The organism is Burkholderia sp. NLJ2, assembly GCF_049487195.1.
Classification (GTDB): Bacteria; Pseudomonadota; Gammaproteobacteria; order Burkholderiales; family Burkholderiaceae; genus Burkholderia; species Burkholderia pyrrocinia.
In genome coordinates, this window is sequence record NZ_CP137810.1 from 2,562,992 (window position 1) to 2,582,134 (window position 19,143).

Consider the following 19,143-nt stretch of genomic DNA (forward strand, 5'->3'; position numbering starts at 1 on the left):
TCAGGTCGATCGGGTAATTCAGTGTGCGGTGCATTCATCTGCGTCATCCCAGAAACAGCGTTATTCAATCGACTGACCGGCGTTCCGCCGCCATTCTCGCGCTCGCCACGACCGCCTGCCCGACTGCAATGCCGCCGTCGTTGGTCGGCACGTCGCGATGCGCATGCACATCGAAACCCCTGCGCCGGAGCTCGACCAGCGCGTTCACCAGCACGAATTCGTTCAAGAACACGCCGCCGCTCAGCACGACCGTGTCGAGCGCATGGCGGCTGCGCAGCCGTTCGCAGAGCGATGCGATCGCCTGCACGATCGTCGAATGAAAGCGCCGGCTGATCGCGGCCGGATCGACGCCGCCGGCCACGTCCGCCACGACCTGCCGCACGATCGGCCGGTAGTCCAGCTCGACGGGTGCGTCGGCGGGCGTGTCGAACGCATCAGGGCGGTACGGCTCGCTCATCGCGAGATCGCGCGCGAGCAGCCCCTCGAATTCAATCGGCCCGTGCGCTTCGTATTCCGCCCGCGAACAGACGCCCGCGAGCGCCGCCACGCCGTCAAACAAGCGCCCCATGCTGGACGTGCGCGTCACGTTGAGGCCGTTGCGCCACATCGTCGCGTACACGTGCCGCGCTTCGCCGCCCAGCGCCGCGAACGCGGGCACGCGTGCCATCACGCCCGTATCGCCGTCGAACGATTCGAGCGCGAGCGCAAGCGCCGTGCGCACGGGTTCGTGCACCGCCTTGTCGCCGCCGAGCAGCGACAGGTAGCGCAAGTGCCCCGCGCGCCGCACGTCGAGCGCATCGCCGACGAGAAACTCGCCGCCCCAGATCGTGCCGTCGGGGCCGTAGCCCGCGCCGTCGAGAATCACGCCGATCGCCGGCCCGTCGAGTCCGTTGTCGGCGAGACACGCGGCCATGTGCGCATGGTGATGCTGTATCTGCCGATGCGACGCATGCGTGTCCGACGCGAGCCGGGTCGAGCGGAACGACGGATGCATATCGCACGCGGCGACGGCCGGCGACACGCGATACAGGTCGGCCAGGTGCGACGCGATCGTCTGATGCGAACGGAATGTGTCTTCGTTGCCGAGATCGCCGATATGCTGGCTCACGTAGATCCGCTCGCGATCGGCCAGCGCGACCGTCGTCTTCAGCTCCGCGCCGTAGGCCACGACCGGCGCCATGGTCCGGCCGACCTCGATCGCGTATGGTGCGAAGCCGCGTGCGCGCCGCAGGAAACTGACCTGCGGCGCCGGCAGCTGCGGGTGGCTCGAGCAGCGGATCACCGAGTCGTCGATCCGAATCGCGATATCGCGATCATTCAGCAGCACGCGATCGCATACCTCGAACAGGCGGGCGAGCGCTTCCTCGTTGCGATACGCGATCGGAAATCCGGACACGTTTCCGCTCGTCATCACCAGCGCCGGCATGTCGGGATCGGACAACAGCAGGTAATGCAGCGGCGCCGACGGCAACATCACGCCCAGGTTCGGATTGCGCGGCGCGACGTTCTCCGCCAGATCGCCGCCGTCCCGCTTGCGCAGCAGCACGATCGGCCGCCCGGGCGACGTCAGCCATTGCGCCTCGAGTTCGCTGCATTCGGTTCGGCGCCGCACCGCGTCGACCGTCGGCATCATCAGCGCGAACGGCTTCGAGCGGCGTCGCTTGCGTTCGCGCAGCCGCGCGACCGCGTCTGGATTGCGCGCGTCCGCCACGAGATGGAATCCGCCGACACTCTTGACGGCGACCGTCAGGCCCGCACGCAATGCGTCGATCGTCGCGCGCAGCGCGGCGTCGCCGGCCGACAGCATCCGCTGCGCGTCGTACAACTCGACCCGCGGCCCGCACACCGGACATGCGTTCGGCTGCGCGTGATAGCGGCGGTCGGACGGGTCGCGGTACTCCGCCTCGCACGACTCGCACATCGTGAACGCGCGCATGGTCGTGTTGTCGCGATCGTACGGAATCGCATCGATCAGCGAGAAGCGCGGCCCGCAATTCGTGCAGTTGATGAATGGATAGCGATAGCGGCGATCGGCGGGGTCCGACATTTCGCGCAGGCAGGCGTCGCACACGTGCGAATCCGCCGGCAATTGCGCGAGATGGCTGCCGCTCTGCTCGCTGTGCCGGATCACGAAGCGTTCCGTCTCGTCGAGCAGCGGCGCGACGCCGTGCGAGCGCAGCGACGTCAATCGCGCGAGCGGCGGCAAGTTCGATCGCAGCGCCGCGTCGAAATCGGCCAGCACGTACGCGGCGCCTTCCACCTCGATCAGGACGCCGTCGGCATCGTTCAGCACCCAGCCGCGCAAGGCGCGCGACGTCGCGATCCGATAAACGAACGGCCTGAATCCGACACCCTGCACCACGCCGGTGACGCGCATGCGCCAACGGATCACGTCGCACGCGCCGGCATGATCCGCGCGTGGCGCGACGGCGGTTGCGCCTCCGGTCAGCATAGGCGCGGCAGTTCGGCGCCGGCGAGCTCTTCGATCGTGCGCAGCTCACCATTGCGCTCGCGCATGACGACAGCGCGATTGCCCGTATCGCGCACCTCGCCGATTTCGACCGCGTGCCTGCCGTACGGATGTCCGCGCAGCACCGTCAGCACCTGCTCGACCTGTTCCGGCGCGACGAACAGGCACAGGCAGCCTTCGTTCGCCATGTTGATCGGATCGATGCCGAGCATGTCGGCTGCCATCACGGTCTCCGCCTGGATCGGCAGATCGGCTGCGCGAATTTCGAGCGTCGCGTCGAGCGCGGACGCGTATTCGTGCATCACGGCGGACAAGCCGCCTCGCGTGACGTCGCGCACCGAGCGCAACGCGCCCTCCGGCATCGCGTCGAACAGTTCGGCCAGCATGCCGTTGAGCGGCGCGCAATCGCTCAGTACGCGCGTCTCGAAGCCGAGCCCTTCTCGAATCGACAGCAGATGGATCGTGTGATTGCCGATCCAGCCGCTCAGGATCACACGATCGCCCGGCCGTACCTGTTTCATGCGCAACGGCGCGCGCCCGACGAAGCCGACGCCCGTCGTATTGATGAAGATCTGGTCGGCCTCGCCCTTGCCGACGACCTTCGTATCGCCCGCGACGATCTTGACGTTTGCTTCGCGCGCCGTGTCGCGAATCGATTCCAGCACTCGCACGAGCGTGCCGAACGGCAAGCCCGCCTCGAGTATCAGCGCGAGCGACAGGTACTTCGGCGTCGCCCCCACCACGGCCAGGTCGTTGACGGTGCCGCACACCGCAATCTTGCCGATGTCGCCGTTGCCGAACAATGGCGGATTGACGACGAACGAGTCGGTCGTCATCGCCAGGCGCCCGCTGTCGACGTCGAGCAGCGCGCTGTCCTCCATCTCGCCGACATAGGTATCGCCCAGCACCGAGACGATCATCTCCACCAGTTCGCGGCTGAGTTTGGCGCCCGTGCCATGGTCCAGCACGACCGTGGAACGAGAAAGATCATTGATATTCATGGATTCGTTCGACCGAATGATTTGGAGTGCCTGCATTCGCCCGCCGGCCGCGTGCGCGGCACGGCGCCCGGCGGGCACGTACGTCACGGCGTCTTGATGACCTTGCGCGGCAGGTGGCCAAATTCGTCGATCGTGCGGAGCACGTCGGCCGAATCGGTCACGGTCGCGCAGTAGCCGTCGAGCCATTCCAGCGCCCGATTCTTGTCCGCTTCCTGCGCGGACACGACGCAGTCGGACGGCACCCAGATGTTGTAGCCACGGAAAAACGCATCCGCCGCCGTGGTTTGCACGCAGATCTGCGTCTGCATACCGGTCACGACCACAGTGTCGACGCCGCGCGCCTGGAGCATCTCGTGAAGATCGGTCTCATAGAAGCCGCTGTCCTTGTTCTTCTCGACGACCAGATCCGATTCGGCAAGGAAATCGGCAATGATCTGCGCGCCTTCGCTGCCTTTCGTCACCGGCAGATAGCCGTTGTAGCGCTCGGCATTCTTGTCGTCCTCCCTATTGATGAGCTGCAGGTGCACGATCTCGCAGCCGCGCGCGCGCATGCCGTCGAGAAAGCGGCAGAAATCGTCCTTCGCGTCGGCCACCGCGCGAATGCGCTCAGGGTTCTTGTTGACCAGTTCGTACTGGAGATCGTTCGTCAGTACAGCGATGTTGCCTGCCATGTCATGCATTCCTGTCGGATAGGTGGGTGACGGCCACGGTCGCGTTTGCTGCCGCGCCGTCGTTCATGGTTGATTCCCCTGCACTGCCGCCGGCCGGCCATTCGTCAAGCTTCACGCGGCCGATCGTGTAGACCGTGCAATAGATCGCGCCGAGCGATGCCGCCGGCGCGATCGTCACGGCGATGTGCGGCGTGCCGGCCAGCCAGTGCGCGAGCACTTGCACGCCCAGCATCCCGCCGATTGCGAGCACGATGGTCTTCGCGGCGCGCAGCGTCGGCGCGTCGGTGCGGAACCGCACGACCGACCACTCGATCAGCCGCGTGACCGCATAGGTCATCCCGAAGCTGCAGATACCCTGCACCACGGCCGCGCGACCGGCGATCCAGGGCCCGAACGCATGGTTCGCATATGCGGCCCACGTGCCCTGCACGCACATGGCGCCGAGCGACGCCAGCGCGCTGCGGCGTCCCGGCGTCATGCGTCGTCCTGCTGGCCGGACGCGATCGCGAGCTCGGGCTCGTCGCGGGCCGCCGTTTCGCGGCGGTGCCAGAATGTGTTCGTGCGCTGCTGGTGCGCGATCACGTCGTCCACGTACGCGCGCAGGAAATAGCCGGTGATCACGCGGCCGTTCACGCGCGCGTAGTCGTCGAGCCGACCGTACTCGACGAAGCCGAGACGACGCCAGAGCTGCTCGGCCTTGCCGTCGCTACGCACGTCGATGACGATCATGTCGCAGCCCATCTCGCGCACGCGCTCGAGAGCGAGCCGCCACCCGTCGAGCAGGAATCGGCCGCGATACGCGGGTTCGATCACGCAGCGCTTCATCTCGACGATGTGCCGCCGCGCCGGCAGCGCCTGACGCGCAAGAACCAGCATGCCGGTGATCCGGCCGCCCGGCTGCTCGCGCGCGATCAGCAAGTCAACGGCGCGCACACGGATGTCAGCGTCGAGCGCCTCCATCATCGTGAGACCGGTTGACGCCGAGATCGGCTCGAAGAATCCGAGCGTCGTCTCGCGCGTCGACACCGTATTCATCAAGTCGACCAGCTCATTCATGTCCTGTCGCGACAAAGACGACGGCCATTCGAATTTCATCGGGACCTCATGCAGTGGACTGGCGGATCAGGGCGAGTGCGCCGCGGCGACGGATCGCGCGCGGCGCGAACGGGATACGGATCACGCGAGCGCGCCGCTTTCGGCTGCAACGCCGATCGCCGCCACCGGCGCCGTCATCGCAGCCTCGAGCGGATTCGGCGCCGGCACACGCACGCTGCGCGCGACCTCGACGAAATACGACACGAACAACGCGTTGATCTTGACGAGGTGCTCGACGAAGCGCGCTTCGTCCACCGGCGTCTTGATCGTGCGCATGATCATGTTCCAGACCATGTTGACGTGATCGTCCTCGAGGTCCTGCTGCAGATGGCGCCGCGCGCCCTTCGTCAGTTCCTTGCCGAGATGTACCTCGACGCTGTCGAGCCAATCGGGTTGCGTACGGCCCGCGACGAACTCCAGATAGAAGCCGCTGACCATCGACGCCAGCGGACCTTCCGTCGCCATCGTGTAATAGAAGTAGCCGTTCAGGAGTTCGGTCGCGAACGTCGGCCGGGTCGTGTAGATCTCCTCGTCGGTCATCCCGACTTCATGCAGGTCGCGCGCGAACATCCGGTCGTGCCGGCCTTCCTCGGCGCCGTACAGCCCCCACTCCTTGCAAAGCTGCGGATCGCGCGACGCCCAGTAGTTCGCGACAAGCGGGTCGACCGCGCGTTTGAGCGCGATGCGCAGGATCGTCTCGACGTTGTGCCGCTTGTACATGCCGAGGTCGAACGCGTCGGGCTCCAGCATGTCCCCCGCCTTCTCGATTTTCTCGTAGAACGCGGCCTCGAACTGCGCGAGCATCGCGTCGATCCGGGTGCGGAATTCCGGATTCAGCAACTTGCTATACGTGTTGAACGACGAACTGGACGGCATGTAAACCTCTCCTGTGAGGTGGTGGGTTTTTGTGTCGACAAACATCACGGCATCGCCGCATGACGCGGCAGGTCGTCCCGCACGTCGAACCACGCGATTCGCTCCGCGTCGAAACCGTGAAACGTCGGTATCACGTTCGATGCGTCGTCGAGCGTGCCGACGAGAATCTCGATGCGATCCGGTCTCGTATCGAATTCGAAGAAGAGACTCGATCCGCACGTACTGCAGAAGTGACGCACGCCATGCAGCGACGACCGAAACGTCCGGGTCGCACCGTCGACGTCGAGCGCGTCGCGCGGCACCAGCGCCGCGGCGAACACGGGTGCGCCCGTGAAGCGGCGACATTGGCTGCAATGGCAGTAACTGACGCGCGACGGCATCGTGGACACGCGATAGCGCACCGCGCCGCACAAGCACTGGCCGGTCAGCATCGCCACCTCATCGCGACGTCGTCTGCGCAGCGGCATTGACCGCCGCCTGCTTGCGCAACGGCATGCCGAACATGTTGATCAGCAAGCCCGCGATCACGAGCACGATGGCCACCACCTTCGTCGCCGTCAGCGCCTCGTGGAAGATCACCATCGAGCTCAGCATCCCGAAGATCGGCACGAGCAGCGTGAGCGGTGCGACCAGCGACGTCTTGTGCTTGCGTAACAGGTAGTTCCACACCGAATAGCCGAACAGCGTGGTCGGATACACGAGGTACAGCACCGCACCGAGGCCGCTCCAGCCGATGTGTCGCAGATCGCTGACAACGTGGGCAGGTCCATTCACGGCCAGCGCGATTGCGAGCAGCGGCAGCGGCGGGATGAGGCTCGACCACACCATGAAGCCGAGCATGTCGGTCGCACCGGATTTCTTGACGATGATGTTCGCGACGCCCCACGAAGCGGCCGCAGCCACGACGAGCGACACGGCGAGCAGATTGCTCGCACCGCCACCGATCTTCGCGATCGCGACGACGCCGGCGAACGCGAGCGCCATGCCGGCCAGTTGCCGCGCCTTGACCCGTTCGTGCAGCGCGATCGCGCCGAAGCAGATCGTGAAGAACACCTGAAGCTGCAGGACCACCGACGCAAGACCGGCGGTCAGCCCTTCTCGAATACCCAGGAACAGCAGGCCGAACTGCAACGCACCCAGCACCAACCCGTACCAGAACACGTACTTGAACGGCACGTTCGGACGCCTGAATACGAATACCCACGGCAGCGCACAGAAAATGAAGCGCAGCGCGGCAAGCAGGAACGGATCGAACGAACCCAGTCCGATCTTGATCACCGAAAAATTGATGCCCCAAAGCGCGGTCACCAACAGCGCCAGGGACAGATCGCTGATTCCCATGCAGCCTCCCACTTTGTCAGAGAAAATCATCGCGGCCGTGCCCATCCGCGTGCGACCGGCGGCCGTCAGCGGATGTCTCGCCGTCCACGTCTATTCGCAGATCGACGCAACCTGTGGCTCGACAATGCGAAGGTAGTCGCTCGTGGCCAACACGATCGACGCATCCAGGCGACCGGCATTGAACGCGATGTCCTCGTGGCGGCCCAACAACTCGGGGTCGACGATCACGCGCATGTCCGGTCGGACCGGGAACGGTGGAATCGCGCCGACCGCGCAACCCGTCATGTCGACGGTCTCGTCGGCCGCCATGAAGCGCGCGCGGGAAAAGCCGACGGCCGACGCGACTTTCTTCAGATCGACCCGGCGATCCCCCGGCACGACGGCGATCACGTGAAAGTCCGCACCGCGGATCCGGCAAACCATTGCCTTGGCGCCCTGTGAAACCGTGGTGCCGCGCACCTCCGCGACCCGCTGCGAATTGCCTTCCGGCGGATGCTCGATCACGCGAAACGTCGCGCCCTTCTCCGTCAGCAGGCCGGTCAGGTAATCAAACATTGCGTTGTCCCCGCGACGACGATCCAAGCACCTCGACCGGCTCCGGCGCGACGCTCATCGGCAGCGTATCGCCCGTCTTCCGCTTCGCCAGCGTCACCCCGAACAGCGCCAACGCGATGCCGGCCAGTTCCGCGCCGGTCAGCCACGATCGCGTCAGCACGCATGAACTCACGATCGCGATGGCCGGAATCAGGTACATCGAGCTCATGACCTGCCTGGTGCCGAGATGAGGCAACGCGTCGTAGAACATCACCACGCCGATCACGGTCGCGCCCAGGATCGCGAATGCGAGCGACCACCATGCGGATGCCGGAACACCAGCCAGATCGAGACGCGCATACGCGGAACCTGAGAACACAATGAGCCCTGCCACGCCGGACGGAAGACTCCATGCGGTCGTCTTCAATCCGCCGTATTTCTTCAGGCAGTCCTCGGACAGGAACGCCGTCACCGCCCACAGGATCGCGGCCAGCAGCATCAGCGCGTCGCCTGTCAGGTGTTTCGATTCCACGCTGATCCCCTGGCCGTCGCTTAGCACCATCACCGCGCCGCCGATAAATGCGATCGCGAGGCCGAGCCAGTTCACGACGGTCGGCTTCTCTCGCCCCGTCATATAATTGAGGATCACTGAGAATATGGGAGACAACGAAAAAAGGATCGCGGCGTTCGTCGTCGTGGTCAGGTCCACCGCCGCCGCGAAGGCGGCCTGGTAGCCGGTGGTCCCGGCAATGCCGATCAACGCGATGCGGCCCCAGTCGCCACGGTCGATCCGGAAATCGCGTCGCCACGCCATCAGCATGAACAGGATCGGCAGCGTGATCGCGAATCGCATCAGCGTGAACGGTCCGGATCCCATGGCGCCGACGCCATACGGGATCACCAGATAGTTGACACCCCATATGAAGACAACCATCGCGAGTTTGGCTTCGTGTTTCATCGGTTAGTCGGTCAATGCGAGAGATGCGACGGACGATACGGACGCGCTGCTCGGCGCGAACAGGCTCAGGTGTTTCGCGATGATTCGTTCCGAAAACGCGACGATGCCGGCGGGCGGCCGATTGAGCCAGCGTTCCCACTGTCCCGCGTACTCGTCGAGGAACGTCAATGTGCCGAGGTGCGATGCGAGCTGTTGCGACGCGTCGACCGCGTGTTCCGCAGCGAGATGGGTCAGGTAGTCGGCGAAGATTTGCGTACCGAAATTGACGCGGGCGACGCCATCGTGGCCGAGCAGGCGCAGATCGTCATCGTGAATCGACGATCCGCCATGAATGACCAGTGCGGACGCATTGCGAGCCGCAATGCCCGACAGACCGCTCAGCAGGTCCCAATCCACACGCGCGTAGCCTGTGCGTTTTTCCTGGTCGGCACCTTGGAAGATTTCTCGCCAGAGCGCGTTGCGTCGCTGCACATCGGAGACACGGCGTTGCAACCAACGCGCCTCGAGTTCCGACAGCAGCGGTTGGATGCGAAATGGTTCATTGCTTCCGACCATACCGAGCAGTCCGGCGACACTGGCAGGGGCGGTCGAACCTCCATCGAGCGCCAGAGTCGCGCAGTGCGCCAGGATCCTGCGTTCTTCGCTCGTGCGAGTGATGCCGAGCTGATCCAGCGCCTCGTCCAGTTCCTGGCACGCGTGAATGAAGGCCGGCCAGTCGTTTGCATTGGCGGATTCGCGCGCCGCGTAAATCGCCGCATGGTGGGCGCGACTGCGCTGATAGTCATAGCTGAATCCGTGGAACTGGCCGACGTGCACGCCGACATAGTCAACCCCGGTCTCCTCGAGAAAACGCACGAGATCGTCTGGGCGCGTGCGGTTCCATCGCCGTGGGCCATGTCCGTCGATGTGTCCGACTTCGCCTTCGAGCGAAACCGGATAGCGCGACGTAATCGATTTCGCCTTCCTGACGAACGCGATGTTCTGCTCGAGCGAGCGAGCCGACCCGTCCGCCATGATCGAATCGAAACCTATGCTGGCCGCGTGATCGATAATCTGCAGGTCGTCGCAATGATCGAGATGCAGCAGAAGCTTGCTGCCCAACTTGCGATTAACCTGCGAAACTGCCGCGCGCACGGCGTCGAGCGCGACCATCACCATCTTTCTCGTATCGCGCTGATAAGGCACTCGACAATAAGTTAGTGCCTCTTGGGGCGAAATTTCGCAATACAACGTGCCGTTCCGCTCGCGCGACGCGAGCGCAAGCGGAACCAGCATCGACAGATGCTTGAGGTTGTAATTCGGCACGGTCTCAGTCCAGGCCGGTGCGATCTCGCCTGCGTCTGACGCGGGTTCGCGATGCACTGACGCGGACAACGGAAAGCCACCGTCCCGGTAAGCCGCGCTGGTTTCCGATTTCTGGAACGCGACAACCTGCAGGATGGAGTCAAGATCGACGTCGTTTCGCCCCACCACCCAGGTCATGTACGGCATCGCCTGCGCACGTAACGGATACGTCGTCTCGTTCACGAACACGACTCCGACCGTCGGCGATAGCTCGCGCAGCTCGGCCACTTTCTGCATCATCCACGTGTATCCCGCGATACCGCGCCGGTTCACGCCATCCATCACGACCAAAGCTGCGTACTGCTCCGGCGTGACCCCGAGAATGTCTCGCGCATGACCGGAAGGGCTACGCACGGGCGTCAAGCCTCCGGCGGCGAATTTCTCTCGCAACAGGCTATCGCGCCACGTCACATGGTCGAAGATCGCATAGGCGGGCTTACCCGAGTTGTACGTCGTCATGCGGTGACCTCTTCCATCAGCTTGATCCCGGACGGCGTGTAGTAGTGCGCATCAAGTGAATAGTGAAGAGTATTGATCGGATAGCTTTCGAGAAAGGAGGCAATTTCGTTGCGGATCGCCGTCGGCGACTCGTTCTTGAGGATCAGCCGCACGAGAAAGCGCGCCACTTCCGCCATACCGTGCTCCTTGATGCCACGACGTGTCAGCGCTTGTACACCCAGACGAAGTCCGAACAAACCGTTCGCGCCCGGTATCTCGATGTTGTTGCAGCGAATACCTGCCATTGCGAGCGTCCCGGTCACCAGCTCGAGCGCTTTGCGCTCGGCGCCCACAACGACATGCACCTGGTGGGTTTCGGTAAAACCGAAGGATTCACCGGATACGCGCGCGCCTTCAGCGTGGAGGGCATGCGCAAGCGCCTTCGCGTTTTTAATCACCTGTTCAGCATAAGCGCGTCCGTAAAGCGACATCTCGACCAACGCGATATACATCGGCGCAATCAGTTCCGCATGCGAGTTGCTTTGCAGATGCGGGCACACCCAGTCGGACACATGTTTCATCGCCGGGTGATCGACATTCTTGAATGCGATGTATCCCTTCTGTGGCCCCGGAATGGTCTTGTGTGTGTTGCCATGCACGATATCGGCACCAAACAGCAGCGGTTGGGGCAGACATTCGCCGATAATCAATCCGCCATCGTGGCTTGCGTCATAACTGAGCACAACTGACTCCGGCAGTGCCTGCCGGATCTGCAACAAAGGTTGCCAGCGAAGCTTGAACGACTGATCAAGTATGACGAGCTTGATGTGCGGATTATCTTTAATCAGCGTGGCCAACCGATTTACGTCGATCAGGAGGCTCTTCTCTTCGATAGGCAAATGAAAGATCGATACGCCGATCTTCTGAGCCAGTTCTTCCAGCGCGAAGTGTCCGCCGTCTTTATGCGCGAAGTGAACGAACCCATCGCCGCGAGCACACGTACCGAGCAGAACGGCCTGCTCGGCTGCGGATCCCCCGTTGGGTCGCCAATCAAACGAATTTGCTTCAAACAACTGCTTACCGAGCGAAGCCAGTTTTTCGACCAGTGAGCCTTGTGCCCCCGAGTCGGGGAAGTACCATTCCCCAGGATTCGCCGCGTAGGGCGGAGCGAATTCATAGAATCCGCCTTGCATTCCTGCCCCCAGGGTACGCACGAATCTGCTCGGATAGTTTTCGCTCGCCGTCAGGCTCAGGTGCGAAGCACGGTAAAGGTTATCCAGTGCGAAATCAGAGTGCAGCGAGTCGAAGATATTTGAGATCTTTTCTACCAACCTGCTTTTTCGTTGCTCGTCTACGATTGGATTAACAACTGCCTGCACGAAATCGGTCATCACTATTTCCAAATTTGCTCGTTTCTTGTCCTCGTTCTCAGTATGTTGCAAGACAATAAATGTGATAATCCCGTGCTACGGAACAGGATCTATTCCCCATGCGCACAAATGAGGTCATCGGCCGCCTTCCTTTTTTGGCCACGTTCGTCCGTGTCGTCGAGCTTCGGAGCTTCTCCGCCGCCGCACGGTCTCTCGGCCAGACGCCATCAGCCGTAAGCCGCCAGATCTCCCGGTTGGAATCGGAGCTCGGCGTACGGCTTCTCGTACGCACCACTCGGAAACTGCAACTGAGCGAAATCGGCGAGCGGGTCTATCGAGCATGCGAGAACATGCTGTCGGCAGCTGAATCGGTATCCGACATTGCAGGCCAATTCATCGAAAAGCCTCATGGCCTGGTGCGCGCTAGCGCGCCGATGACATATGGCAAGATCGTAGTGAGTCCGCATGTAACGTCATTTCTGAAGGAGCATCCGGATGTGGACGTGCAATTGCTACTCACCGATCACAGTGTCGACCTGATCGACGATGCGGTCGATTTTGTTATTCGTATCGACCATACTCCGCCACCAAACCTTGTCGCCAAACCGCTTTCTCCGGTTCAGTATGTGCTTTGCGCATCGAAAACCTATCTTTCCGAGCATGGTTATCCGTTTGCACCTGATGATCTGTCGACACATAGCTGCCTTTTCTTTGGCGACACGCTTTCGGACAATCGTTGGTGCTTTCGTCAGGACGGAGAGGAGAGATTCGTTACGGTCAGGGGAAGATTTATTGTCAACCACAGCGAAGCCATGATCGAGGCGGTGAAAGAGGGGGCCGGAATCGGATTCCTACCGCATTTCACCGCACGCTCGGCGTTGGAGCGCAATGAAGTCGTTCAGTTATTTCCAGACTGGGAACTCGTGACGCCGTATAGTGGCACTGCCTGGTTACTGTATCTTCCGAACAGGCACCTCCCGCCGAAAGTGCGGGTATTTATTGATCACCTTTTTAATTCTATTTCTAAATAATCTTGTAAGTCATATCCCGGCAGACCGTTTAATTACCCGTCGGCCTGACACACTTTCTCTGTTGCCGTTCATGATGACGACATGAACGGCCCAACCCAAACTCATTGGCAAGCCGTTCGACGGCCGGCTGCTCGATCAAGCCCCGGTTCCGACTCCATCAACCAGGATTCTGACGAGCCTCGAATCGATATGTGCTCCGAATGTGCAAATAGCGTGCACATCGCAGGCCATGATGGATCCTGACGCCATCCGCGACTCGGCGCCACCCGGCAGCTTCGATCAGTTCATGGCGTCCTTGCGAGACCCAGAAACCATCGCGCCTGTCATCCCGGCGCGACGGTTCGCTGCCGTCCTGCATATCGATATGCAGAGCGCGCGCTTCTGGTATCGCAATGAGCCTTGCCCGCATTCGACGACAAGACAGCCGAACAACGCGTATCAGAAGGACGCACCGAAGACCTGCTGCACTACATCGCCTCTTTAGCCGGAGATGCCATTCACCTCCGGCCTTCGAAGTCAGCGCGTCGTCATGCTGCAGCCCTGACTTCGCTGAACAACTGTAGATAGGCAAGGTACGCGCACACGATCGACAGCAGCGCGCAGACGAATGCAAAGAGAAAGATCGACGGATAACCCAGATGCGAGGCAATCACGCCGCCTGCAGCGCCGGCCATCAGGATACCGATATCGAAGCAGGATTCGTAAGTACTCAGTGCCAGTCCGATGTTCTTTTCCGGGAGGCTCTTGATCGCCGGCAGTGCCAGCAGCGGATAGACCATCGACAACCCGAAGCCCGCGAGGAAAGAGCCGACGGAGGCTTGAACCGGGGTCTTTGCATAGGCGAGCAACAGCAGTCCGATCGCCTCGACAATCAGCGAAATGATCACCGTGTTCAACCCGGATGAATCCGCCCGCCATCCCAACAACAACCGGGCGGAGACGTAGCCGACTCCGAACAGGGCGAGCGCGATAGCCGCATAGGCGTTCCATCCGTTTCCAAGAAAAAACAACGCCAGAAACGACGTGACCGACGCATATCCAACGTTGGCCAGTGCAAAACCCGCCCCTGCCTTCCAGATGCGCTTTATCGCATAGCTGAGCGGAAGGTGGCTGTGATCGTCGTGTACGCTGACTTCCTTGATGAACCATACGACGAAGGTTCCGAGTAGCGGTAGCACCGTCATCACGGCGGCGCCGACCAGCAATCCAGCGGCCTGATATGACCACACGCCCAGGTAATTGCCGATCGCGAGCCCCAGGAACATCGCAATACCCACCCAGGACATGATCTTGCCGGCGTGCTCACGTCCCACCAATCCGATGGGCCAGGTTCCGCTGCAAGTGAAGATCAGACTCTCGCCGATACCCATCAGAATCCGGCTGCCGAACACGACGGCGAATGCGAGGTAGCGACCGGGCTCGCCTGCCCCGATCACTGCGATGCACAGCACCCCGGCAACGAACATCAGCAGCAGACCGCGGATCATCCCGGTCTTCGGACCGCGCGTATCGGAGAAGCGACCGGCATAGGCGCGCGACAGCAGCGTCGACACCGACTCTGCTGCGACGACTGCGCCGACGAAGTACGGCGACAGGCCCAGCACTTTGTTCACGTAAATGGGCAAGATTGCAAGCGACGTACCCAGGCTGACAATCGCCACGAATAGAATCAACGCAACGACCACCGCCGCCGCGAAGTTTCCGGATTTTTCGTTATCTTTCATTGAATGACCCTCACGATTCCGTTCTCGACAGCAATCCGCTCGTCGAGAATATTTTTCACCGCGTCCGCAATGATGACTTCCTCGACCTTGATTATTTCGTCCTTCAGCTCCGGCTCGGTCATACCCGCCGAGATATGCACGACGCCCTGATCGATGATCGGCCCCGCGTCGACCTCGTCGTTGATGAAATGCACCGTCGCGCCTGTCACCTTCACGCCGGCTTCGAGTGCGCGCCGCTGCGCCTTGTCACCGGGAAACGCGGGAAGAATCGAGGGATGCGTATTGATCGTCCGGGTCCCGTACTTGTTGACGAAAGCCGGCGAGAATATCCGGCGGAATCCTCCCAGGACGATCAGATCGACAGCGTGCGCGTCGAGTTGATGCGCGATAGCCGCTTCGAACAGTTCGCGGTCGGCGAATTCGGAGTGCAGGATTCGCGTGACGTCGAAGCGATCGATCAGCGTCCCGCCGGTGGCTGGAAAATCCTTGTTATTGGTGATCACCAGTGCGATTTCCGCCGGCACGGATGCACGATCGACGCCTTTCATGACCGACCGGATCAGGGAACCCCGACCGGAAAACAAAAATGCGATCTTCTTCATGCCGTGATTCCTTCTTTGAGTGTCGCGAACCCTGCCTGCCATGCGTCGCCGTCGCAGCATAAGAAAGTGCCATCGGCGAAAATCTTCGTTCCGCCAACGAAAACTTCATCCGGACTTTCGTTCCGCAGCAATCGGAGATTACCGATCGGCGTGTCGCTATACGCTTCGCGCAGCCGCGCGCGCCGGTAGATCAGGAAATCGGCCAGCCAGCCAGCGCGGATTGCGCCAAGGCGCCGCAGGCCAATCGCTTCCGCACCCGATACCGTCAACATCCGGAACACGTCCCGCGCGCCCGGCTTTTCCGTCAAGTCGTGTACGCCATGGTGGTACAGGCAGAACATCGCGTCATTCGTCAGGCGGTTTTCCGGATTCACCATCGCAGCGTCGGTCCCGAGTCCGACGTGCTGGCCATCAAGAAATTTCCTGACCGGCATCCGGCCTGCACCGACAAAGCTGTTGCTGATCGGGCAATGAATCAGGTTCGCTCTCGACCGCCGCAAGATCTCGATGTCGGAGTCGTCGACACTACTGGCATGTACCAGTGTGGCGTGTTCGTCCAGCACACCCAGCGATTCGAGATGGTGAAGCGCGCTGGTGCCGCGCGCCTCCCTGAACGATGCGACCTGTGTGGGCCCTTCGTGGATGTGCATGGCGAACTTCTTGCCAGAGCGCTTCGCGAGCGCATGCAACTGTCGCACGAGGTCATCGCTTGCAGACAACTCGGAGGCGGTCGCAGGCGATAAGTGGATCCGCGAAGATTCGTACCCTGCAACGGACCGCTCGTATCTGCTCAGGATTTCGTCGATTCCATATGCGGCCGGCTTGCTACCGGTGCCCAGCCACTGGTCACTCTGGCAGAACTGAATCGACGCGCGTACCCCCACTGCCTCGCAAGCGTACGCATCGGTCTCGAAGCGGCTCGTAAAGATCCCAAAGCTCGTCACTCCCGCCCGCACATTACGCAGGATGCTGTACAGTGCCGACGTCCGTTGAGTTTGCTCGCTCTCGAGCGCGTTGTTTTTATGTACGGTGTCCAGCACGACCTGGATCGGCGAAAAATCGTGCAGGTCACCGTAGAGTTCCTTGCTCGGATGCAGATGTGCATTGACCAATCCGGGAAACATCAGGCAGCCCGCACCGTCGATCACCTGGTTTCCGGTGCGCGGTCCCTCCCCTGCGGGATAGATGTCACGGATCACGCCTTCGCCGATGAGGATGTCGGCCTTCACGAGCCCGCAGGTTTCGGGTTCGAAGTATTCGATGTTTGCGTACAGAACATCATCGCTCATGGCAACACACGCTCCGCATTGTCGATATGCAGAGACGAACCGAGCGCACAGCGTATGGCAGTCTCGAACTCCATGGTCCGATCATAGAGTCCGCGCGTGAGGAATCCATTTGTTCCGAGCACATCGATCCAGCTATCGCCGTCCGCGTCCAGCGTATCCTTCACGTACGTCGACAATCGAGCACCGGCAGGCATGGCGTCGATCAGCCCGGTCGGAAGCATGACTTTTCCGCTGCATCCATAGGTTGGTCGCGTCCGCCCTGTCTTGAGAACCGCGGCCCAACCGTAGACGAAGTCACCGAATGCGGACCGTTCGACCAGCCCTTCGAGCGCGACCCAATAGTCGACGGCTTCCTTGCACGATGACTGCATTGCGGCAAGTCGGTTCGTACATCCCCGGATTGCCTCGACATCGCTGGCTGGCGTTTCGGACACGCCGGATTCTGCTGCGATGGCGACAATTCGGTGCGATCCGAAAACCGCGTCCGCCACGCCGCGAAGTGCGTTGATCTTCGCCGCGTTCTCCGATGCAATCGCGATCACTGTTGTTTCATTCGGCATTGTCGTAGATCCATTTCATGATGTCCGTCTTCGCCGATCCCTTGTAGATGTCGTCAAGCGTTTCGCTGGCAGAAAGGATCAGCGGCATTGCCTCGGATTCGCCGCGCCCGTCGATCGCGTCTTTGGCTTTCGACATCGTATGGTCGTAGATCTGGGTAAACGTGGTCTTCATGATCGTCGATCCCAGTTTGAGCTGATTGCAGCCGCGCGACACGAGATCGCTGTAGATCAGCTCGTGTATGAACGAGAAGAAGCCCATGTCATACGGCAAACCGGTAATGACGTCCGTGCTCCGTGAAATCGTTTCGCAATACAGATGATTTTCTCGAATGAAAAACTGCATCCCGATCGTGCAAGGAAAGTCCTTTGTGTCCGATTTGTGATAGTTCTGGTTGATGTTGATGATCGCGCGGCGGGAATCCTGGTTCGCAGTGAGCATGCTGACGATCCAGTTGTACTGGTTACCGTATTTCTCGACGGGCTCGTAGAATACGTAATAGCCGTAGTTCGAGTTGACGTTGCCATCCTTGTCCGTCAGGGTCATCCAGAATTTCGATGCATTGGCCAGGCCGCTCTCTGCCTTGAGGCTGCCGCTGAAGTATGCAATCAGCTCGCGACAAAAGTACTTCTTTGCCCCGTTGCGAAGCGAATGGACGCGATTGCGCGGATTGTTCAGGACGTAGTTGACGCCGTAAGCCTGGGTCGCGTCTCCGGCCCGCGACTTGATGGGCCGCCCTTCCTGGACAATGTTGCGAATGCCTTGCCTCACCAGATCATCGACAGTGTCGCCGTAGATGTTGGTGAATCCATGATGGACGTCGGCCCTCGGATTGGTTTTCAGAAGTAAATTTTCCATGATTATTTTTGAATGGTTAAATTTCGACTTCCCGACTTCTACAAACGGAACTGCAACAGCAATCAGCTCTCACCCCAACGGGGAAGCGGTGGACTCCATTGCTTCAGCCCGACCAACAGCTCTGCGTTGCTGTTGATCCGCATCAAGAGCTTTCCTTCAAGCGCATTGGCAAATCCTGCCTCCACGACATGGGCGACCAGATCCAGCAGACGATCCCAATAGTGGTTGACGTTCAGCAGGAAGATCGGCTTCTTGTGATTTCCAAGGATCAGGTTCGACAGAACCTCGATGGTTTCTTCGATCGTTCCGATGCCACCGGGCAGCGCGACGAAGCAGTTGCCCAGATCCTCCATCAGCTTCTTGCGTGTTGCCATCGAATCGACAATGTGCAGGGTGCTCAATGATGTATGGGAAATCTCCGCGCTGGTCAGCGCTCGCGGGATGACACCCGTGACCTTGCCCCCGGCGGTCAGTGCCGCCTTGGCCACCACGCCCATCAAGCCGACCTTTCCGCCGCCATACACAATCTCCGCGCCTGACGACACCACGTCCGTAATGAACCGCTCCGCCTCGCGGGAGAACGCCGGACTGGCGCCAAACGACGATCCTGCGTAGACGGTTACTCTGAAACCGGTGGGATACCGATCGATTGTCATTAGCTATCCTGATTATCTGCTTGTGTCGAGCATCTGCATGGTTGGCCGATGCTTCTTTCAGGGACTACGAGACGCTTGGTGAAACAGGATGCAGGTCGTATTGGATACCTTCGATCGCACGGATGCAGGGCGCGATTTGGGGCGACACGACTGTTACTTGACACACATCGAAAGCGATGAGGATGCGGGGCGCCCAAAAACATGGCATCTCGCGCAACACAAACATCGCATGGAAAGGCATTTTAGACAGCGGGAATCGCGTGTCAAGCGCTTTTTATAGAAAATAACCTCACATGCTATGCAATATTAGCGAGAAGAGAGGAGCGA

The 19,143-nt window shown here is 61.0% G+C and carries 19 protein-coding genes; 1 reads left to right on the forward strand and 18 read right to left on the reverse strand.

The genetic code is table 11. The features are described from left to right. Positions 1–64: 64 nt before the first annotated feature. The 12 genes from hypF to R9B84_RS34055 all read right to left on the reverse strand — a co-directional run bounded on the left by hypF (position 65) and on the right by R9B84_RS34055 (position 12,119). Entirely contained in the window at positions 65–2,452 is a 2,388-nt protein-coding gene (gene hypF, locus R9B84_RS34000; RefSeq protein ID WP_423761789.1) for a carbamoyltransferase HypF, read from the reverse strand. Then, on the reverse strand, positions 2,446–3,471 hold the full coding sequence (gene hypE / locus R9B84_RS34005) for a hydrogenase expression/formation protein HypE (RefSeq protein WP_423761790.1): 1,026 nt from the start codon (positions 3,469–3,471) through the stop codon (positions 2,446–2,448). The genes hypF and hypE overlap by 7 nt, the downstream gene beginning before the upstream one ends. Positions 3,472–3,554: 83 nt before the next feature. Beyond that, positions 3,555–4,142 (reverse strand): isochorismatase family cysteine hydrolase, encoded by a 588-nt coding sequence (locus R9B84_RS34010; RefSeq protein WP_423761791.1) that lies wholly within the window; start codon positions 4,140–4,142, stop codon positions 3,555–3,557. Position 4,143: 1 nt separating this feature from the next. Further along, positions 4,144–4,620, reverse strand: a complete 477-nt coding sequence (locus R9B84_RS34015; RefSeq protein WP_423761792.1) for a hypothetical protein — start codon at positions 4,618–4,620, stop codon at positions 4,144–4,146. Further along, positions 4,617–5,198, reverse strand: coding sequence for a GNAT family N-acetyltransferase (locus R9B84_RS34020; protein WP_423761793.1), 582 nt, complete (start codon positions 5,196–5,198; stop codon positions 4,617–4,619). Before R9B84_RS34020 ends, R9B84_RS34015 begins: the two co-directional genes overlap by 4 nt. 120 nt (positions 5,199–5,318) lie before the next feature. After that, entirely contained in the window at positions 5,319–6,113 is a 795-nt protein-coding gene (locus R9B84_RS34025) for a hypothetical protein (RefSeq protein WP_423761794.1), read from the reverse strand. A 44-nt stretch (positions 6,114–6,157) separates the two neighbouring features. Beyond that, complete coding sequence (locus R9B84_RS34030; protein WP_423761795.1) at positions 6,158–6,544, reverse strand: GFA family protein; 387 nt, start codon at positions 6,542–6,544, stop codon at positions 6,158–6,160. A gap of 7 nt (positions 6,545–6,551) precedes the next feature. Then, the gene (locus R9B84_RS34035) at positions 6,552–7,454 is read right to left on the reverse strand and encodes an EamA family transporter (RefSeq protein WP_423761796.1); all 903 of its coding nucleotides are present in this window, start codon (positions 7,452–7,454) and stop codon (positions 6,552–6,554) included. Positions 7,455–7,544: 90 nt separating this feature from the next. Continuing rightward, the gene (locus tag R9B84_RS34040; RefSeq protein WP_423761797.1) at positions 7,545–8,036 is read right to left on the reverse strand and encodes a YbaK/EbsC family protein; all 492 of its coding nucleotides are present in this window, start codon (positions 8,034–8,036) and stop codon (positions 7,545–7,547) included. After that, complete coding sequence (locus R9B84_RS34045) at positions 8,002–8,946, reverse strand: DMT family transporter (RefSeq protein WP_423761798.1); 945 nt, start codon at positions 8,944–8,946, stop codon at positions 8,002–8,004. Before R9B84_RS34045 ends, R9B84_RS34040 begins: the two co-directional genes overlap by 35 nt. Before the next feature lie 3 nt (positions 8,947–8,949). Continuing rightward, the gene (locus tag R9B84_RS34050) at positions 8,950–10,749 is read right to left on the reverse strand and encodes a class II fructose-bisphosphate aldolase (RefSeq protein WP_423761799.1); all 1,800 of its coding nucleotides are present in this window, start codon (positions 10,747–10,749) and stop codon (positions 8,950–8,952) included. Further along, on the reverse strand, positions 10,746–12,119 hold the full coding sequence (locus R9B84_RS34055) for a hypothetical protein (RefSeq protein WP_423761800.1): 1,374 nt from the start codon (positions 12,117–12,119) through the stop codon (positions 10,746–10,748). The genes R9B84_RS34050 and R9B84_RS34055 overlap by 4 nt, the downstream gene beginning before the upstream one ends. A 98-nt stretch (positions 12,120–12,217) precedes the next feature. Between R9B84_RS34055 and R9B84_RS34060 the strand changes: the two genes are divergently transcribed. After that, positions 12,218–13,129 (forward strand): LysR family transcriptional regulator, encoded by a 912-nt coding sequence (locus tag R9B84_RS34060; RefSeq protein ID WP_423761801.1) that lies wholly within the window; start codon positions 12,218–12,220, stop codon positions 13,127–13,129. A gap of 527 nt (positions 13,130–13,656) precedes the next feature. Here R9B84_RS34060 and R9B84_RS34065 read toward each other — a convergent pair. The 6 genes from R9B84_RS34065 to R9B84_RS34090 all read right to left on the reverse strand — a co-directional run bounded on the left by R9B84_RS34065 (position 13,657) and on the right by R9B84_RS34090 (position 18,816). Then, entirely contained in the window at positions 13,657–14,853 is a 1,197-nt protein-coding gene (locus tag R9B84_RS34065) for an MFS transporter (RefSeq protein WP_423761802.1), read from the reverse strand. Further along, positions 14,850–15,455: a phosphoribosylglycinamide formyltransferase gene (gene purN / locus R9B84_RS34070; protein WP_423761803.1), complete on the reverse strand. Its 606-nt coding sequence runs from the start codon at positions 15,453–15,455 to the stop codon at positions 14,850–14,852. Before purN ends, R9B84_RS34065 begins: the two co-directional genes overlap by 4 nt. Further along, a complete protein-coding gene (locus R9B84_RS34075) occupies positions 15,452–16,744 on the reverse strand; it encodes an amidohydrolase family protein (protein WP_423761804.1) in 1,293 nt (430 codons plus the stop codon). Before R9B84_RS34075 ends, purN begins: the two co-directional genes overlap by 4 nt. Further along, a complete protein-coding gene (locus R9B84_RS34080; protein ID WP_423761805.1) occupies positions 16,741–17,304 on the reverse strand; it encodes a DUF84 family protein in 564 nt (187 codons plus the stop codon). The genes R9B84_RS34075 and R9B84_RS34080 overlap by 4 nt, the downstream gene beginning before the upstream one ends. Then, positions 17,294–18,160 carry a thymidylate synthase gene (locus R9B84_RS34085; RefSeq protein WP_423761806.1) on the reverse strand — a complete coding sequence of 289 codons (867 nt, stop codon included), beginning with the start codon at positions 18,158–18,160 and terminating at the stop codon, positions 17,294–17,296. The genes R9B84_RS34080 and R9B84_RS34085 overlap by 11 nt, the downstream gene beginning before the upstream one ends. Positions 18,161–18,222: 62 nt before the next feature. Continuing rightward, positions 18,223–18,816, reverse strand: a complete 594-nt coding sequence (locus R9B84_RS34090; protein ID WP_423761807.1) for a TIGR00730 family Rossman fold protein — start codon at positions 18,814–18,816, stop codon at positions 18,223–18,225. Positions 18,817–19,143: the final 327 nt, after the last annotated feature.

What these genes read in the sequence shown, in the direction of transcription:
- hypF (WP_423761789.1), bottom strand. Translation starts at nt 2,452, where the DNA reads ATGCTGACCGGAGGCGCAACCGCCGTCGCGCCACGCGCGGATCATGCC.
- R9B84_RS34055 (WP_423761800.1), bottom strand. Translation starts at nt 12,119, where the DNA reads ATGACCGATTTCGTGCAGGCAGTTGTTAATCCAATCGTAGACGAGCAA.
- R9B84_RS34015 (WP_423761792.1), bottom strand. Translation starts at nt 4,620, where the DNA reads ATGACGCCGGGACGCCGCAGCGCGCTGGCGTCGCTCGGCGCCATGTGC.
- R9B84_RS34010 (WP_423761791.1), bottom strand. Translation starts at nt 4,142, where the DNA reads ATGGCAGGCAACATCGCTGTACTGACGAACGATCTCCAGTACGAACTG.
- R9B84_RS34035 (WP_423761796.1), bottom strand. Translation starts at nt 7,454, where the DNA reads ATGGGAATCAGCGATCTGTCCCTGGCGCTGTTGGTGACCGCGCTTTGG.
- R9B84_RS34050 (WP_423761799.1), bottom strand. Translation starts at nt 10,749, where the DNA reads ATGACGACGTACAACTCGGGTAAGCCCGCCTATGCGATCTTCGACCAT.
- R9B84_RS34075 (WP_423761804.1), bottom strand. Translation starts at nt 16,744, where the DNA reads ATGAGCGATGATGTTCTGTACGCAAACATCGAATACTTCGAACCCGAA.
- R9B84_RS34025 (WP_423761794.1), bottom strand. Translation starts at nt 6,113, where the DNA reads ATGCCGTCCAGTTCGTCGTTCAACACGTATAGCAAGTTGCTGAATCCG.
- R9B84_RS34090 (WP_423761807.1), bottom strand. Translation starts at nt 18,816, where the DNA reads ATGACAATCGATCGGTATCCCACCGGTTTCAGAGTAACCGTCTACGCA.
- purN (WP_423761803.1), bottom strand. Translation starts at nt 15,455, where the DNA reads ATGAAGAAGATCGCATTTTTGTTTTCCGGTCGGGGTTCCCTGATCCGG.
- R9B84_RS34060 (WP_423761801.1), top strand. Translation starts at nt 12,218, where the DNA reads ATGCGCACAAATGAGGTCATCGGCCGCCTTCCTTTTTTGGCCACGTTC.
- R9B84_RS34080 (WP_423761805.1), bottom strand. Translation starts at nt 17,304, where the DNA reads ATGCCGAATGAAACAACAGTGATCGCGATTGCATCGGAGAACGCGGCG.
- R9B84_RS34065 (WP_423761802.1), bottom strand. Translation starts at nt 14,853, where the DNA reads ATGAAAGATAACGAAAAATCCGGAAACTTCGCGGCGGCGGTGGTCGTT.
- R9B84_RS34045 (WP_423761798.1), bottom strand. Translation starts at nt 8,946, where the DNA reads ATGAAACACGAAGCCAAACTCGCGATGGTTGTCTTCATATGGGGTGTC.
- R9B84_RS34030 (WP_423761795.1), bottom strand. Translation starts at nt 6,544, where the DNA reads ATGCTGACCGGCCAGTGCTTGTGCGGCGCGGTGCGCTATCGCGTGTCC.
- hypE (WP_423761790.1), bottom strand. Translation starts at nt 3,471, where the DNA reads ATGAATATCAATGATCTTTCTCGTTCCACGGTCGTGCTGGACCATGGC.
- R9B84_RS34020 (WP_423761793.1), bottom strand. Translation starts at nt 5,198, where the DNA reads ATGAATGAGCTGGTCGACTTGATGAATACGGTGTCGACGCGCGAGACG.
- R9B84_RS34085 (WP_423761806.1), bottom strand. Translation starts at nt 18,160, where the DNA reads ATGGAAAATTTACTTCTGAAAACCAATCCGAGGGCCGACGTCCATCAT.